Annotated in this window: 12 protein-coding genes; 8 read left to right on the top strand and 4 right to left on the bottom strand. The window is 47.6% G+C overall.

The genetic code is table 11. The features are described from left to right. The first annotated feature begins 148 nt into the window (after window positions 1-148). Genes H1230_RS24595 through H1230_RS24585 form a run of 3 tightly spaced genes read left to right on the top strand, consistent with a single transcriptional unit; the run spans window position 149 to window position 3,055 of the window. Entirely contained in the window at window positions 149-808 is a 660-nt protein-coding gene (locus H1230_RS24595; protein ID WP_239712473.1) for an aspartate/glutamate racemase family protein, read from the top strand. Window positions 809-830: 22 nt separating this feature from the next. After that, window positions 831-2,261 carry a four-carbon acid sugar kinase family protein gene (locus H1230_RS24590; RefSeq protein ID WP_239712472.1) on the top strand — a complete coding sequence of 477 codons (1,431 nt, stop codon included), beginning with the start codon at window positions 831-833 and terminating at the stop codon, window positions 2,259-2,261. Further along, window positions 2,258-3,055, top strand: coding sequence for a beta-keto acid cleavage family enzyme (locus tag H1230_RS24585; protein ID WP_239712471.1), 798 nt, complete (start codon window positions 2,258-2,260; stop codon window positions 3,053-3,055). Before H1230_RS24590 ends, H1230_RS24585 begins: the two co-directional genes overlap by 4 nt. Window positions 3,056-3,141: 86 nt before the next feature. Here H1230_RS24585 and H1230_RS24580 read toward each other — a convergent pair whose 3' ends face one another. Together H1230_RS24580 and H1230_RS24575 are read right to left on the bottom strand one after the other, a co-directional pair. Then, window positions 3,142-3,516, bottom strand: coding sequence for a hypothetical protein (locus tag H1230_RS24580; protein ID WP_239712470.1), 375 nt, complete (start codon window positions 3,514-3,516; stop codon window positions 3,142-3,144). A gap of 57 nt (window positions 3,517-3,573) precedes the next feature. Beyond that, window positions 3,574-4,836 carry an AraC family transcriptional regulator gene (locus H1230_RS24575; RefSeq protein ID WP_239712469.1) on the bottom strand — a complete coding sequence of 421 codons (1,263 nt, stop codon included), beginning with the start codon at window positions 4,834-4,836 and terminating at the stop codon, window positions 3,574-3,576. A gap of 116 nt (window positions 4,837-4,952) precedes the next feature. Between H1230_RS24575 and H1230_RS24570 the strand changes: the two genes are divergently transcribed. Next, window positions 4,953-7,226: a glycoside hydrolase family 3 C-terminal domain-containing protein gene (locus tag H1230_RS24570; protein WP_239712468.1), complete on the top strand. Its 2,274-nt coding sequence runs from the start codon at window positions 4,953-4,955 to the stop codon at window positions 7,224-7,226. Between the two features lie 313 nt (window positions 7,227-7,539). On the opposite strand, the gene H1230_RS24565 is transcribed toward H1230_RS24570, so the two are convergent. Together H1230_RS24565 and H1230_RS24560 are read right to left on the bottom strand one after the other, a co-directional pair. Then, complete coding sequence (locus H1230_RS24565; protein WP_239712467.1) at window positions 7,540-8,121, bottom strand: DUF3267 domain-containing protein; 582 nt, start codon at window positions 8,119-8,121, stop codon at window positions 7,540-7,542. A 144-nt stretch (window positions 8,122-8,265) separates the two neighbouring features. Next, a complete protein-coding gene (locus H1230_RS24560) occupies window positions 8,266-9,423 on the bottom strand; it encodes a hypothetical protein (protein WP_239712466.1) in 1,158 nt (385 codons plus the stop codon). A 260-nt stretch (window positions 9,424-9,683) separates the two neighbouring features. Here H1230_RS24560 and H1230_RS24555 point away from each other — a divergent pair, with 260 nt between their 5' ends. The 4 genes from H1230_RS24555 (at window position 9,684) to H1230_RS24540 (ending at window position 15,861) form a co-directional block, all read left to right on the top strand. Then, a complete protein-coding gene (locus H1230_RS24555) occupies window positions 9,684-11,042 on the top strand; it encodes a glycoside hydrolase family 30 protein (RefSeq protein WP_239712465.1) in 1,359 nt (452 codons plus the stop codon). 566 nt (window positions 11,043-11,608) lie between these two features. Then, entirely contained in the window at window positions 11,609-13,399 is a 1,791-nt protein-coding gene (locus H1230_RS24550; RefSeq protein WP_239712464.1) for a sensor histidine kinase, read from the top strand. Further along, complete coding sequence (locus tag H1230_RS24545) at window positions 13,392-14,453, top strand: response regulator transcription factor (RefSeq protein WP_239712463.1); 1,062 nt, start codon at window positions 13,392-13,394, stop codon at window positions 14,451-14,453. Before H1230_RS24550 ends, H1230_RS24545 begins: the two co-directional genes overlap by 8 nt. 103 nt (window positions 14,454-14,556) lie before the next feature. Continuing rightward, on the top strand, window positions 14,557-15,861 hold the full coding sequence (locus tag H1230_RS24540) for an ABC transporter substrate-binding protein (RefSeq protein ID WP_239712462.1): 1,305 nt from the start codon (window positions 14,557-14,559) through the stop codon (window positions 15,859-15,861). Window positions 15,862-15,910: the final 49 nt, after the last annotated feature.

Below are 15,910 nucleotides of genomic sequence, written 5' to 3'. Positions count from 1 at the left end.
ATAAATTAAAAAATCAGGAGACAACAGCGGCCGGAAGTCCAAATATTCGCCGCAGTTACGATTAAAGCCGATTCAGCAAAATCTTAAGTTCAACTTATATGTATAGAAGAATAAGAACCGAAAGCAATAACCTAAGGAGTGAGTAGAGATGAAGACCGTGGTAGCTGTGTATACAGGACAAGGGTTGGCTGATCCGCTGAAGGCGATATTCAAGGAGCTGCTGCCAGATATCCGATTGGTCAACATTATTGATGATAGCTTGATTGGAGATGTGGTGCAGGCGGGAGAGGTTCCACCCGGTGTAGCCAGACGGCTGGTGCAATATTTCCATAACGGGGAAGAGCTTGGGGCCGATGTGATTCTCAATACCTGTTCTTCCGTGGGCGAGGTTGCCGATGCTGCGCGACAATTGATCGGTGTGCCGATTGTGAAGATAGATGACTTGATGGCGGCGAAGGCGGTTGAAGGGTACAGTCGAATTGCTGTGCTGGCGACTCTGCCATCCACGCTTGCGCCGACGATGCGGCTCATCCGCAGCAAAGCTAAGGAAGCTGGCAAGGAAGTTACTTTGGTGAACGGTCTCGCGGCAGGTGCCTTCGACGCGTTGGTCTCCGGCAAACCGGCGGATCATGACGCCATCCTGCTGCGGACAGCTATTGAAGCCGCAGAGCATGCGGATGTCATTGTACTGGCTCAAGGCTCGATGGCCAGAATGGAGCAGGCTCTGGAGGTTGCAACGGGCAAGCCTGTGCTCTCTTCCCCGCGGTTTGGCGTTCAGCAGGTGAAAGAACTGCTAGATAGTCTATAGGACAAGAGAAAGGTGAACCTGGATGGAGAAGCTGAAGCTGAGTGAGATACAGAGCAGATTTGCCGAACCGGACGCACAACGTCTGGAAGAGCTGTTATCTGTAGCACTTAAGAGTAATCATAGTAAAATTATTGTCCTGGATGATGACCCAACAGGTGTGCAGACAGTACATGATGTAACGGTAATCACCGATTGGGCGTTAGAGAGTATTCGAAAGGGTTTTCTTACCCCGGAGAAGGTGTTTTTTATCCTGACGAACTCAAGAAGCTTTACCGCAGCGGAAACGAGTGCCGCCCATCAGGAAATTGCCGAGAATATTATGACCGTCTCCCGGCAGTTGGGTCGAGATTATATGATTATCAGCCGTGGGGATTCCACTATGCGCGGACATTATCCGTTGGAGACCGAGGTTATAAAAGACAGCATCGAAAGCAAGGTGAGCTACAAATTTGACGGTGAGATCCTCTGCCCTTTTTTCAAAGAGGGTGGACGGTTCACGGTTAATAACATTCACTATGTTGCTGATCATGGCCTGCTTACGCCCAGTGGCGAGACGGAGTTCGCCAGAGACAAAACCTTTGGCTACACTTCATCCCAGCTCGGGGAATGGGTGGAGGAGAAAACCGGAGGCGACTTCCTGCAGGACAGCGTGACGATGATCTCTCTGGAAGAGCTGAGATCCTGTGAGATCACGGCTATTGTGAGGAAGCTGAAGGCAGTAACAGGCTTCAATAAAGTGGTCGTTAATGCGCTGGACTATTGCGACCTGCAGGTATTTTGCATTGCTTTATATGAGTCGCTGGCAGATGGGAAGAAGTTCCTCTATCGGACAGCTGCTAGCTTTGTAAGGGTGATTGGCGGGATCAGCGAGCAGCCACTGCTGACAGCCGAGCAGCTTATGGGTTCGGGGGAGGGCCAAGGAGGCCTAATTGTTGCCGGCTCGCATACCGCGAAAACTACAGCACAACTGGAGCAACTGAAGCAAGGCAGCAATGTGGTCACGCTAGAGTTTAATCAGCATTTGATGGTGGAGTCTGAGGAAATTGTGCAGCGTGAAATCGCTAGGGTGATTGAAGAGTGCACGCTGCTGCTGAGTCAGAATAGAACCGTTGCCCTTTGTACAAGGCGTGAACGGCTGGACCTGAACAGTGGTAACAAAGAGGATGAGCTGAGAATATCCGTTAAAATCTCGGACGCGCTAACCAGCATTGTCGGCAGCTTGCAGATCCGACCCCGGTTTATTATTGCCAAAGGGGGCATCACCTCTAGCGATATTGGAACCAAGGCCTTGCAGGTGCAGCAAGCTATCGTAGCTGGGCAGATCAAGCCAGGCATTCCCGTGTGGATCTGTGGGGAGGAAAGCAAGTTCCCACAGCTGCCGTATGTGATTTTTCCAGGGAATGTCGGGGAAGAGTCTACGCTAAAAGAAATTGTAGAGGAGCTAACCTCATGAGAAAGGTGATTATCTCTGTTGCCCCAACCTCTGCCCAAGTCACTGCTATTGATCCGGCGGATCTTGCCCGGGAGGTGCTGGATGCTAGGCAGGCAGGAGCTGCCATGGTTCACATGCATGTAAGAGACGGTGGGGGCCAGCTAACGGCCGATATCAGTCTGTTCAAAGAAACGGTGGAACGGATTATCCGTGAGAGCGACATCGTGATCCAAGCTTCGACGGGTGGGCTATCTGAGCTGACTATTGAGCAGCGCTGTACACCCTTAGCCTATGACAAGGTAGAGACAGTGTCTTTGAATGTGGGATCAGTGAATCTTGGGGAGGCCATCTATCGGAACCCGCTTGGCGAGGTGAAGTATTGCGTGGCGCAGATCCTAGAGAATCATAAGGTTCCGGAAATCGAAATTTTTGAACTGGGCATGATCCATACGGTACTAGAGCTGGATAAGCAGTTTAACCTACCAAAGCCGATTCTGTTTGATCTTGTACTGGGTCATCAGGGTGGCACACCGGCTACCATTGATGCCTTAATCGCTTTGCGAAGCTGCGTTCCGCGGGACGCCTTGTGGGGAATTACTCATGCAAGACGAAGTGATTATTCCATTATTACAGCAGCTATTGCGATGGGAGCGAGCTTGGTACGGATCGGCTTTGAGGACAGTGATTATCTTACGGAACACGAGCGCGCCAGCAGCAATGCCCAGCTTGTAGCGAAGGTAGCGAGTATCATTGAAGCTATGGAATTAGAGGTTGCCAGCCCGGAGGATACGCGAACTATGCTGAACGTCCGGTAATAATCCGATGTAGGCCGATAAATGAAATGGTAACAAAGAACCCGCAGACACTTACACGTGCCAACGGGTTCTTTGTTGTTTTAGCTTCAATCGCCGCCACCGCCGCCAGAGTCACCACCACCACCGGAGTCAAAATGCCCACTATGGCCACCGCCACCAAAATCGCTATGACCACTATGGCCCCACCCGCCGGAGTCGATAGGTTTACTGTGGTCGCTGTGGTTACTAGGGTCAGAGTGATTCTTGCCATGATGATTGCTAGGAGAAGAATCATTAGAGCTCTGCTCATTCAGTAAATCTGGATTAGCAACAGCCAAGAAGGAAAGGCTTGTTGCGTCATCATTGAGATTGCGACTGCTTCTGCTGCTCCTGCTCCGTCTTTCTTTATGACTGTTATCGCGCAGGAGAGCCCGTATCACAATAAATACAAACACCACTATAACTATAACGCCAATGCCCATAGTCACCGCTCCTTTTAGAAATCGTTCCAAAAGTTATATTCCCTAAATTGTACCATACTAATTTCTGAATTGTCTTGGCGTAGTGCCGGTGTATTTCTTGAATACCTTGGTAAAATAGCTCTGATCGTTAAAATGGAGCCGGGTTGCGATGTCTGACAAGGTAATGCCGGAATACTCCATCAGCCGTTTGGCCTCTTCTATCCGTTCCCGTTGAATATAATCACTGATCGCGATCCCGGTCTCCTTCTTGAACAGCTGGGAGAGATAGCTTCCATTTAAGCCTGCCACCTCCGCCAGCTTGTCCAAAGAAAGCTCCTCATACAAGTGGTTGAAAATATAGTTCTGGCAGACCGCCGCGGTGCGTGACAGCTTGGATTTCCGGTTATCCCTAACCTGATCGGCGAAGTCGCACAGGGCGTCGAGGACGGCATTATCTACGGCAGGAACATCCCTCAATTCTTCGATGTGCTGAATATGAAAGTCGCTTAATGTATAGGCAATCTCCCAGAACAGTCCTCCAGCAATAGCTGCACGAGTCGCTAGCGTAATAGAAGCGACTGCCAGATTTTTTTTACTGCGTAGATGGCTTTTTTTGGAGAGTAGCCCGTATTTCTCCTCAGAAAAGGTGGCGTGCGTGCGCAGTAGCTCTGCTTTATTTCCGTTCTGGATATGGCGGAACAAATCCTGTTCCTGCATCGGTTCGTGGTGCAGCCATATATTCTCGCGCCGGAAGGAAACATTCAGATCGGGGCTGCCGACTGGCTGCTTTTGCTTCGGCTCCGACGTGCGGGCATCCAGCAGCAGCTCGGTAATAGTTAAGGTTTGGCCAGTGACCAGCGTGTATAGCAGCATAGCAGCATGGTACAATCTCGTCCGGGTTAATACGGTTAGGTTGCGGTAATAGTGCAGCCACTCCTCCTGTAGCCCCAGCGGAATATTATTGTCGCGCAGTAGATTCGCTGCGTTGCTCTCGGTAAGGGGTTCGTAAAGAGAGGGCCCGATCACGATTGTTTCGGCGGCCTGAGGCTCCGAAGGTAGAGGGAGAATTATGAAATTCTCCAGAGATTGGGTGCTGCGGATGAATGGTAGAACTGAAGCAGCTACCGCCGCAGGATCAGGAGGGCCTGCTGAGTTTATAGGATCTGTGATTTCCTTAAGCATCTCCCCAAAGTCAGGAGTCAAAGGGCGACCTTCTAACGATAACGGCAACTGATGCACAATCCTCCGACCGGAGTCCAGCATAAACACTGGAATCTGATAGGCTTCATAGATTAATTTGCAAATATACTGCCTTCCTTCCTGACCCTCCAGAGTAACCAATATTTCTCCCTCCCATCCAATGAAAATACCAATAATACAATGATAATGCCATAAATTCCGAATGAAGTCTATTAGAATGAGGATAGTAAAGTAAACGTATTCAGAGGAGGCAAAGGATGACAACGAAAATACAGAATCTCATCTCACAAATGACACTTGAAGAGAAAGCTGGGCTCTGCTCAGGACTGGACTTCTGGAATACTAAAGGCATTGAGCGGTTGGGAATCCCGGCTTTAATGGTGACAGATGGACCGCATGGCTTGCGTAAGCAAAAAGAAAGTGCCGACCACCTTGGCCTTCACAACAGTGTGCCGGCGACCTGTTTTCCTTCGGCCGCTGGGCTGGCCTCCTCCTGGAACCGTGAATTAATCGGACGCGTAGGGGAAGCGCTTGGCAAAGAATGTCAGGCAGAGAACGTTGCCGTTCTGCTCGGCCCGGGCACGAATATTAAGCGCTCTCCGCTGAACGGGCGGAATTTCGAATACTTTTCAGAGGACCCTTATCTATCCTCGGAGATGGGTGCGAATCATATCAAGGGCGTGCAGAGCCAAGGTGTTGGCACTTCTTTGAAGCATTTTGCCGCTAATAATCAGGAGCATCGCAGAATGTCCATCGATGCTGTAATTGATGAGCGCACCCTGCGCGAGATTTACCTAGCCAGCTTTGAAGGGGCTATTAAGCAAAGTCAGCCTTGGAGCGTAATGTGTTCCTATAATCGGTTGAATGGGGAGTATGCTTCTGAAAGTCCGTATTTACTGACGAAGATTCTTCGAGACGAGTGGGGCTTTGAGGGCTTTGTTGTCTCCGATTGGGGCGCGGTGAACGAGCGGGTTAAGGCATTGCAGGCCGGACTGGAGCTGGAAATGCCATCCAGCGGCGGCATCGGCGATGCCAAAATCGTAGCCGCCGTAAACAGCGGCGAACTGTCTGTGGAAACGTTAGATCTGGCGGTTGAGCGGTTGCTGACGTTTATCTTTAAGTCGGTGGATAATGCTCAAGAGAACGCTACGTTTAGTATAGACGATCATCATCAGCTGGCGCGGGAAGTAGCGCGGGAGAGCATGGTACTGCTGCGGAATGAAGAAGGGATTCTGCCGCTCTCCAAGCAGGGTTCGATTGCCATCATCGGCGAATTCGCCAAGAAGCCGCGTTATCAGGGCGGAGGCAGCTCACATGTGAATCCGACCCGGCTGGATGATGCTTTTGCCGAAATTCAAGCCATTACCGGCGATGCTGTAGAGCTGCTCTATGCTCAAGGTTACGAGCTGGATTCTAAAGAGATTAACGAAGCTTTGCTGCAAGAGGCGCGCGAAACCGCGGCCCAAGGGGAGGTAGCAGTGTTGTTCCTGGGACTTCCAGATAGTTATGAATCAGAGGGTTACGACCGCAGTCATCTGTCGCTTCCAGAGAGCCATCAGGCGCTGATTGCAGCGGTAGCCGAAGTCCAGAGCAATATCGTGGTCGTGCTCAGCAACGGGTCGCCGGTTGCGATGCCGTGGATTACCCACACCAAGGGAATTCTTGAAGGCTATCTCGGTGGTCAGGCTTTTGGTGGTGCAATTGCCGACTTGCTCTTTGGAGAGGTAAGCCCCAGTGGCAAATTGGCGGAGACCTTCCCGCAGAAGCTGAGCGACAATCCGTCCTTTCTGAATTTCCCCGGCGAAGGCGACAAGGTGGAGTATAAAGAAGGCCTGTTCGTCGGCTACCGTTATTATGATAAAAAAGAAATCGCACCGCTGTTCCCATTCGGCTTCGGACTCAGCTATACCGAGTTCGAATATAGCGATTTGCGGCTCTCCGCAAGCAAAATGAACGATGCCGAGACCTTACAGGTCACCGTTACTGTCAAGAATACGGGCAGCCGTCCCGGCAAAGAAATCGTCCAGCTGTACGTAAGCGATGTGAAGAGCAGCGTGATCCGCCCGCTGCAGGAGCTAAAGGGCTTCCAGAAGCTGGAGCTTCAGCCAGGGGAAGAGCAAGTGGTAACCTTTGCGCTGAATAAACGCTCCTTCGCGTATTACAACGTCAATCTTGGCGATTGGCATGTGGAGAGCGGCGCCTTTACAATATGCATCGGTTCCTCCTCACGGGATATTCGCCTGTCTGCTTCTATTGAAGTAGAATCAACTACGCACATTGCACCGGTTAGTTTCCACCGCAATACGACCGTTGGCGATCTGCTGGAGAACCCGCTTACTGCAGACAGAGCGAAGAAGTACAGCAGCATCTTCGGGTTGGAAGACGCCATGGACGATAACCCGGATATGTTCGAGGCGATGATGAAATATATGCCACTCCGAGCGATGATCGGGTTCGGTCTCGGCAAATATACTGAAGAGAATTTGGCAGAGGATCTACGAGAGTTAAACGCACTAGTGGCAGAGCAGTAATCCATAACCAGTGGCAATTATACAAAAGGCAGCAGCCCTCAAGGATGGGCTGCTGCCTTAGCATTCTTAATTCTCTTTAGTTCTCTCTGATAGCTGGAATCTCATACTATAAGACCCAGTGAACTGGACTGAGAAGCCCCTATTTGTTCGAAATCAGGCGATTTGGGAATTTGGCGGACACCAGGGACGTTATTGACCCTAGTTCTTCTCAAAAGAACCTTTTTTTGCGCAATAACGTCTTCTGAGTCCGCTTCCTGTTGCCAAACCCCCTTAAAAGTGAAATAGCGGTGCTACAGTCCGCCAAGGGTGACTTTCAACTATTCTGGCTTAGTATGTTGGCCTCGGTGATAGATGCTGCTGGAATGCTATTCACTCGGTAGTAGCCTCTGCAAAATACAGATTTATTTGGTTTAATTAGGATTAACAATGAATTAACGATATCGGAGGAAGAGATTATCAAATTTATCCAACTAATAAATAATAGGAGTGATTTAATATCATCTGATACAAGGAGCGAAGTAATCGCTGGGATTACTGATAATACAATAAAAGGTAAACTCATAAAGACCCAAAATCTCTGCTTGGATAGAATTGCATTTGTATTGAGCCAAAAAAATATTCCTCTGAACGTTAAGCTAATATCACCTTTGGTGTTTATTACAAGAATATGAAAGATTTCATGTATTATAAAAACAACAAAAATGATTAAGATAAGAGGGGAATTTATAATATGAGAGAAGCTTACTCCGAACCCTTTTGGTGCTAGAAAAAAAGTGGACATTAATAGGTAAACAAACTTCATATAATGCTTTCGAAACCAAGTATTTTGAATGAAAGGTTTCCATTCTGACAAATCCAAGCTTATCTGTGGCAAATTTCGAAACCACAATATCATAACAGTCCCCACCTTCCCTAAAGGTAACTTTGCAACATTCTTTATGAAAATGAGCCTTGTTTTTCAGTAGTCAGAAATTCGAGATTTCGATAAAAAATACTTTTCCACTCCCAACACAGGCTGCTGCCTGTATTTATCCTGCAATTAAGGAACTAAGATGAGCAGCTTCTGATCAGGTATATAGTGGAAGCTAGTACAATTTCCTATATATTCTGCAAGGATGGATTTGGTACGGATATCGTGAAGCAGCACATGACCTGTGGAGAACTTCTGCGTAAGCGCATAGCTACTGTTTGCGAATCGTAGGGTTCGCTCCATATAGGTAGTAAACAGCCGTTGTCCGTTGCTGGTATCATACAGATCGTGGGTGGAATCCGTTTTCTTTAACCCGAGTACCTCGGGGTATTCAATAAACACCTTCTCGAATCGATTTCTAAGCTTGATTTCCGTACGCTGTTTCGTGTCCACATCATATAAGACAATTTCAGAACGGTGATCAGGGAAACAATGCTTATAGGCACCGACCATCCCAGGGTCCGAAAGGCTTAAGCCAATAAAGCCGTTCAGCGGATCTGTCTGCGTAATAATGTAGGATTCGTCGATGGGCTGTTGGGTATGCACCAAGTCAATAAAAGTGTTGAACTCTATAACTGCTAAGCTCTGAAAGGCTATTTCACTGCTCGTATTGGATGTTCTGATCACAAGTTGTGCTCCATGATTTGGGTTTACAACTTCTATAGAATCCATGTATATCAGACGATCGTTGTCGCCTAATCGGTCTGGAATGATAGTTTGGGTCTGTTGGTCAATATCAATTAGCAGGTGGTGAGTGAAGCGTGACCCTGCTCCTTTAGCCGGGTAGGGCAGTTTCGGAATTCCCACAACTAGATAACGGTCGCTGATGCCGAACAATTGGATTGCCCAGAGTCCGGATTTCACATCACCCGCAAGAATATCTTCCAACTGCAGGCTATATACTTTGCGCGCGCTCATGTCACGGCAATCCAACTGATGAATGCTAACTTCGGCTAACTGATTAACCCAGGTGATATAGGCAAAATAAATACTGTTCTGCGCCGATGTTTTACTTTCCAAATATACCTGCGGTTCATAAGCAAAATATTCGGTCGTTTCGTTTAGGAAATCATACTTGAGAATACCCGCCTGAAATCCCGACTCAAAGCTGAAATCTTCATCATAATTCCGACTTACCGTAAACACAGCATATTGATTATCCAAAGTGATTCCTGAATATAGAACATATTGATTTTCGTACCCGTTAATATATTTGATGTTATGCATGCTGAACACCTTTCTTGAGAGCTTGTATTAGACCTCTTCTATTATACCTTATAGCATTTCATTAAATGTCCAGGTTAAAAAAGTCCAAGTCTGCACGGCCGTTTTGTCCAATTCTATAGGCTATTCTATAAGGTATAATGAAAGCGCAATCAAATATGATTATATCTGTTTTCCCTTGAGAATTTCCAGTATTTTAGCAAGATTATTCTTAGCTTACCAGATTAATGGACACACTATTGACGATATGGAGGTTGCGGGATATGCGTAAGTATGAGTTTCAATGGTTTTCCAGCACGGAAGAGTTACCTTGGGTGGAGGAAGCAATAGAGCAGATATCGCTATTACCACACACAGCCGACGGCTCAGCAGTCAATCTAACGGTCACTTCAGAGATATTTCAGACGCTGGAGGGCTTCGGGGGCTGTTTCAATGAGCTGGGTTTCACCGCGCTTGCCCATTTGTCGGATCAGGACAGAGCAACGGTAATGCATGCTTTGTTCCATCCAGAAGGCGAGCAGCGGTTCAGCATTTGTAGACTTCCGATCGGTGCTAGTGATTATGCGCTCGATTGGTACAGCCTGAACGAGCAGGATGGGGATTACGCGATGGAACATTTCTCTATCGAACGTGACCGGCAAATACTGATTCCCTATATAAAAGAAGCCCTGGCGCTAAATCCAGACTTGAAGTTATTCGCATCCCCGTGGAGTCCACCCACGTGGATGAAGTTTCCGAAGTCGTATAACTATGGTACGTTACGCTGGGAACCGGAAATTCTGGAAGCCTATGCTTTGTATTTCGTCAAATTCGTTGAGGCCTACCGCGCAGAGGGAATCACGATTCATCAGGTGCATGTACAGAATGAGGTAGTCGCTGATCAGAAGTTTCCTTCCTGCGTATGGACTGGAGAGCAACTGCGTATATTCATCCGCGATTACTTAGGACCGGCGTTTGCGCGGCATAATCTGGATACGGAAATTTGGCTTGGCACCATCAATGCTCCGGAGCCATGGGATGAATGGCTGAAGAAAAAATCCACGGATTATGATGCCTTCGCCAGCGTAGTACTTAGTGATCCCGAGGCGTACAAGTACGTAAAAGGCGTCGGTTACCAATGGGCTGGCAAACATGCGATCCAGCGCACTGTGCAGAGTTATCCAGAGCTGCGCTATATGCAGACTGAAAATGAATGCGGCGATGGGGAAAATACCTGGTTCTATGCCAAATACATCTTTAACTTATATCAGCATTATTTCATGAATGGTGTGAATGCTTATATTTATTGGAATATGCTGTTGGAGCCTAGAGGCCGGAGCACTTGGGGCTGGGAGCAAAACTCGATGCTGACTATAGATCCTGCCGTGGGCCAAGCCGTACGTAATCCAGAGTATTATGTGATGAAGCATTTCTCACGGTTCACGAGTCCGGGTGCAGTAAGAGTTGGGCTTAAGGGACCATGGAGCGGCAATGCAGTAGCCTTTAAAGGAATGGATGGCCGCGTAACCCTGGTGGTCTCCAATCCATTTGACGAGCCTCGGGTGCTGAACCTGGATAGTGGTTCCTCTGTGCACTCCTTTGTGCTTAAGCCACAATCCTTTCATACAATCGTCCTGAACTAAAGGAAATAGAAGCTTACTGTTTACCGTAATTCTATGGCATAATCCAAAGGCTAACGTCCCTGTTTTGGGGGACGTTAGCCTTTTGAAAATATAAGAATTTATAGGTTTCACACCATAAATTATGCTTATATTTTTCACATTATAATTTATCTGCTCAATGCCATAATCAGTGCTTGACCATAACCTAAATAGTTAAAACGCGCAATAGAGCCACTTTTAACGGATATAACAGAGGTCAGCACATCGAGATAGAGGGAAATACTCCCTTTAAATTTATCCATTTGGGCTTAAATAGGGTATTTGAAAGGAATTAGAGGGATCTTTTCCCTCTAATTCCTAAAAAGTGAGTATTTTTACAAAATTAGAGGGAGGAATTCCCTTTATCTTAAAAGTACGGGCTCATTTATCGAGAATATGAATTGGATCAGGTTTTTTGTCTGAAAAGCAATCACTTGATTTTAAAATAGAGCCCAAGTATCCTTATATTTCTCGAAGAAACGGGTACCGTCTATAAAAGGACGGCGAAGCCGTTTCTTCTTGTATTAGAAGCTATTAGTTACGGGAGGATGGAAGCACTGATGTTTGCCAAATGGGTTGTAAAGCTAACGGAGCCTTTCCGACGCAGCATTCGCAATAAACTTATTCTTACCATGGTTATCTTGGCTGCAGTGCCGATTGTGACCATAACAGCATTAGCCGCCGAGAATAACCGTAGATCGATGGAGGCAGAAGTCATCAGTACGAATCTTTCCAATATGAAATGGACAGGGGTTTATCTCGGCGATCAATTCTCTCAGTTGAACAATCTAATTTATACCGTTCTGATCAGTCCTCATCTAAGTGATTACCTGGCTAATGTGGAGGAAGCGAGCTTGTCCAGTCAGTTCGCCGCCCAGAAGAATATTATTGATACCCTGACGAACCTGTTCTACTCGGCAGGCAATCATGTGATCGGGGTGGAGCTGTATCTGAAGGAGTACAATAAGCTGTTCACTATCAATGCTTCGCAAAGCGATATTGAATCGCCGGTCAGTATTCCGGCACCCTACAAAATGCTGTTCGAACAGGATAAGGATTTCATGATCCAAGTGGACAGCAGTGATAACAGCAAGTTTCAGCTGATCCGCAGCATTAATCGATTTGAGAATCAGGAGAAGCTCGGTGGCATTTCTCTGGAGATTCGCTGGGGAGTGCTGGACCAGACCTTAGATTTGCTGGGACGCGGTGACGAGCACACGGTGCTTATAGTTGGACCTACTGGAGAGATACTGTACCAGCCTTGGGGACAAGCCCCAACGCCGAAAATACTGCAGCAGGTAGCTGACACCGGTGCCGGTGAGGGGTATTTCCGAAGTAATAGTGAATATGTGTTCTATAACACGATTGATCCGGTGGGCCTCAAGCTGATCACGATTATACCGAACAGCTTTATTAATCAGAGTTCACTCGCCACCATGAAATTTGGTCTTATTGTCGGCATGTTTACAGTGATTGTAGCTACACTAGTAGCTATTATTCTGGCGTGGCGGCTGGCGACCCCTATCGTTAGTCTGGCCCGTTCCATTCAAGGGTTTGGGCTCATGAAAGACCGTGAGGTCCAGATTAGCAACCGCGTAGATGAAATCGGCTTTCTGGAGACGAAGCTGTATCAGATGTCTCATCGGATCAGAGAGCATATTAAGACAGAATATATGATTAGTCTGGAGAAAAAGAGTGCTGAGCTCAAAGCGCTGCAAGCGCAGATTAACCCTCATTTTTTGCAAAACACGCTGCAAATGATCGGCAGTATGCTTTTCAAGAGCAACCCGGCGGAAAGCTACGAGGTGATCAGATCGCTTAGCGATATGTTTCGTTACATTATACGAGAGCCCGACGCGCTGGCGCCGCTGCAAGCTGAGCTGAATCACCTGAATAATTACATGCAGATCCAGAAGCAGCGTTTCTCTTCCCGGCTAACCTACACCATTCAGGTGGATGAGAAGGCGCTAAAGAGCATGATTCCGAAGCTGACTCTGCAGCCTATCGTCGAAAATGCTTTTGTTCACGGACTGGAGCTGCAAGCAGGACCATGGGAGCTGGAGATCAACGTTATCACGGATGCAAATGAGGTAATCATCAGCATCCGCGACAACGGAATCGGGCTGGAGAACAGCAAGCTTGCGGAGCTGCGCGGACGGCTGAACCAAACGGAAGGCTTATGGACACACGGTGACCGGATCGGTTTACAAAATGTCGCTTCTAGGCTTCATATGCACTTTGGCGGCGGCTGTGGAATCAGCGTAGATAGCCAACCCGGGCAGGGAACTACAGTAGTAATGACCATTCCGCTTGAGAGGAACAGTGACATCTATGATTAAAGTACTGCTAGTGGACGACGAAAGTTGGAATCGTGATATTGTAAGGACGTTTGGTGCCTGGGAAAGTCTGGGAATGGAGATTGCCGGAGAAGCGGAGGAGGGGATAGAAGCGCTGCAGCTTACCGAGTTGTTGTCGCCTCAGATTGTCATTACGGATATGCGGATGCCTGGTGCGGACGGAGTCCAGCTGATGATTAATCTCCATGACCTCTATCCTGAAGTAAAGGTTGTGGTAGTGAGCGGTTACGATGATTTCAAATATGCACAGAGTGCCCTGCGTTACGGAGCGGTAGATTACTTACTGAAGCCGATAGATCCCAAAGAGCTGAATGCAGTTCTGCAAAAGTGCAAAAGAGAGCTGGAGTCTTTCTCCCGGGAATCCGCTCCGCTGCCCCTTGATATGGAGGTTTCCTTCTCCTTGTCCTCCTATAAACAGCTGCTGCGGGTTCATTTCAATGAATTGAATTCGGAGGGGATGCTCAGCGTACTGCAAGGGATGGGCAGAGAACTGGAACAGAGTGGGATTACGAAGTCGGGCATCCTTCAGCAGGTCACTCGAGAAATGCTGCAACTGCTCATGGAACTCATGAAGTGTAATGCCCTTGAAGACGAATCCCTGAAATTCGAAGTGAACCGCGAGGTTTTCTCGTCCTGCGAGAATACTACAGCTTTTCTGGTGGAGCAATACGGCGAAAGTCTGGAGCAACTGATCCGCCAACGCAAGTTCAAGAATAGGCTGAATCTCGAAGAGGTTAGGCAATATATTGATAACCATTTTGCCGAGGCTGTTACTTTGGAGGCTTTAGCCAGAGTTTTTTTTGTCAGCAAAGAATATTTGAGCAAGGTCTTCAAGCTGGAATATGGCCGCAACGTTACGGAATATGTATTGCATCTGCGGATGGAGAAAGCCAAGCAATGGCTCGCCGAGGATAACATACCTATCAAGTCTGTGGCTGAAATGAGCGGATACGAGGATGTTGCCTATTTCTATAGAGTATTTAAGAAGCATTATGGTATTGCACCCGGCGAAATGAGAAAGAATGCACAGGTTTAAAAATGTCCAACCCAGGAGGGTAATTCCGTCCAATTAAACGCTTTCATAATAAAGATACAATGAAAGCGTAAACAAAAACAGAGGCATTGGGAGGTCTTACGATATGAAAAGAACAACAACGAGTATACTTTGCACATTTCTAGCAGCAACACTTCTGGCAGGCTGTGGCGCCAACAATAACACAGGCAGCGCAGGTTCGGCAGAGGGTGACAAGGCAGTTACAGAAAAGGCCAAAAGCGTTACCCTCAAGATGTTCATCGCACAGCCGCGCTTCAAGGAACATTATGACAAATATATTGCCGATTTCGTTACCAAGGAAAAAGCTGATAAAAATATTGATGTAACTGTTCAGTTGGAAATGCCGACAGCCGATAATGCTTCGCAAATTCTGAAGACACGGCTGGCCTCCAATGATGCACCTGATATATTCGCCATTCATGCGGTCAACGAGATTCCTTCTTATTACAAAGCCGGATATCTGGAAGATCTGACCAGCCAGCCTTTTGTCGCTAAACTGCTGGATAGCGTGAAACCTTCTGTTACTACAACTGATGGCAAAGTCGTTGCTCTACCACTCGAAACCTTATCATGGGGTTATCTGTACAATAAAAAAATATTTACGGAGCTAGGCTTGACACCACCAACGACTTTGACGGAAATGAAGGCGGTTGTAGAGAAGCTTAAAGCCAAGAAGATAACTCCTTTTGTTCTCTCCTATAAAGAATCTTGGATTCCACAGCTGGTGCTGCCGCTCGCTGTCGGCGCAATCGTGAAGACCGAGGACCCTACGTTCGTGGATAAGATGAATAAAGACGAGGGCTCCTTTACTGAAATGAAGTCGGCGATCTTTGATATCTTTGATCTCATCAACAGCAACGGTACAACCAAAGCAACAGAGGTTGGTGGTGATGATGGTGCTGCAGCGTTTGCTGCAGGTAAAGGGGCCATGTGGCTGCAAGGACCATGGTATGCCGAAACCATTCTGAAATCGAATCCGGACTTGGATTTCGGAGTGGCACCTCTGCCGATTAACGATGATCCTAACGCTACCTTGATCAATCTTAGTGCTTCAACATCATTGGCTGTATCACCGACCAGTAAGAACAAGGACGTAGCCCTCGATTTCTTGAACTACGTGCTGGATGACCAAGCCTCCAACGCATTCTTCCAGGCCTTGAAGTTCAATCCGGTGGCTAAGATCCACACCTATGAAAGCTATCCGTGGATCAACGACGCGATGACTTATGTCAAAGCAGGCAAATCTGTTCAGGACCCGGCCATTCCGCAATCGGTCAAAGACGAGGTGGGTAAAGGTCTGCAAGCCTATTATGCCGGACAATTGTCACAGGATGAGGTGCTGAAGGCACTGGATAAGGCTTGGAAATCTTTTAACAAAGTGAATAAATAAGCAAGCTGAAATATACTGTGCGGGATGGAAGGTGAGGGGTAACTTCCTC

This window comes from Paenibacillus sp. 19GGS1-52 (assembly GCF_022369515.1).
Taxonomy (GTDB): domain Bacteria; phylum Bacillota; class Bacilli; order Paenibacillales; family Paenibacillaceae; genus Paenibacillus_AQ.
Note: the sequence above shows the minus strand (reverse complement) of the source record. Positions and strands in the feature narration are given on the sequence as shown.

What these genes read in the sequence shown, in the direction of transcription:
- H1230_RS24595 (WP_239712473.1), top strand. Translation starts at nt 149, where the DNA reads ATGAAGACCGTGGTAGCTGTGTATACAGGACAAGGGTTGGCTGATCCG.
- H1230_RS24590 (WP_239712472.1), top strand. Translation starts at nt 831, where the DNA reads ATGGAGAAGCTGAAGCTGAGTGAGATACAGAGCAGATTTGCCGAACCG.
- H1230_RS24585 (WP_239712471.1), top strand. Translation starts at nt 2,258, where the DNA reads ATGAGAAAGGTGATTATCTCTGTTGCCCCAACCTCTGCCCAAGTCACT.
- H1230_RS24580 (WP_239712470.1), bottom strand. Translation starts at nt 3,516, where the DNA reads ATGGGCATTGGCGTTATAGTTATAGTGGTGTTTGTATTTATTGTGATA.
- H1230_RS24570 (WP_239712468.1), top strand. Translation starts at nt 4,953, where the DNA reads ATGACAACGAAAATACAGAATCTCATCTCACAAATGACACTTGAAGAG.
- H1230_RS24565 (WP_239712467.1), bottom strand. Translation starts at nt 8,121, where the DNA reads ATGATATTGTGGTTTCGAAATTTGCCACAGATAAGCTTGGATTTGTCA.
- H1230_RS24560 (WP_239712466.1), bottom strand. Translation starts at nt 9,423, where the DNA reads ATGCATAACATCAAATATATTAACGGGTACGAAAATCAATATGTTCTA.
- H1230_RS24555 (WP_239712465.1), top strand. Translation starts at nt 9,684, where the DNA reads ATGCGTAAGTATGAGTTTCAATGGTTTTCCAGCACGGAAGAGTTACCT.
- H1230_RS24550 (WP_239712464.1), top strand. Translation starts at nt 11,609, where the DNA reads ATGGAAGCACTGATGTTTGCCAAATGGGTTGTAAAGCTAACGGAGCCT.
- H1230_RS24545 (WP_239712463.1), top strand. Translation starts at nt 13,392, where the DNA reads ATGATTAAAGTACTGCTAGTGGACGACGAAAGTTGGAATCGTGATATT.
- H1230_RS24540 (WP_239712462.1), top strand. Translation starts at nt 14,557, where the DNA reads ATGAAAAGAACAACAACGAGTATACTTTGCACATTTCTAGCAGCAACA.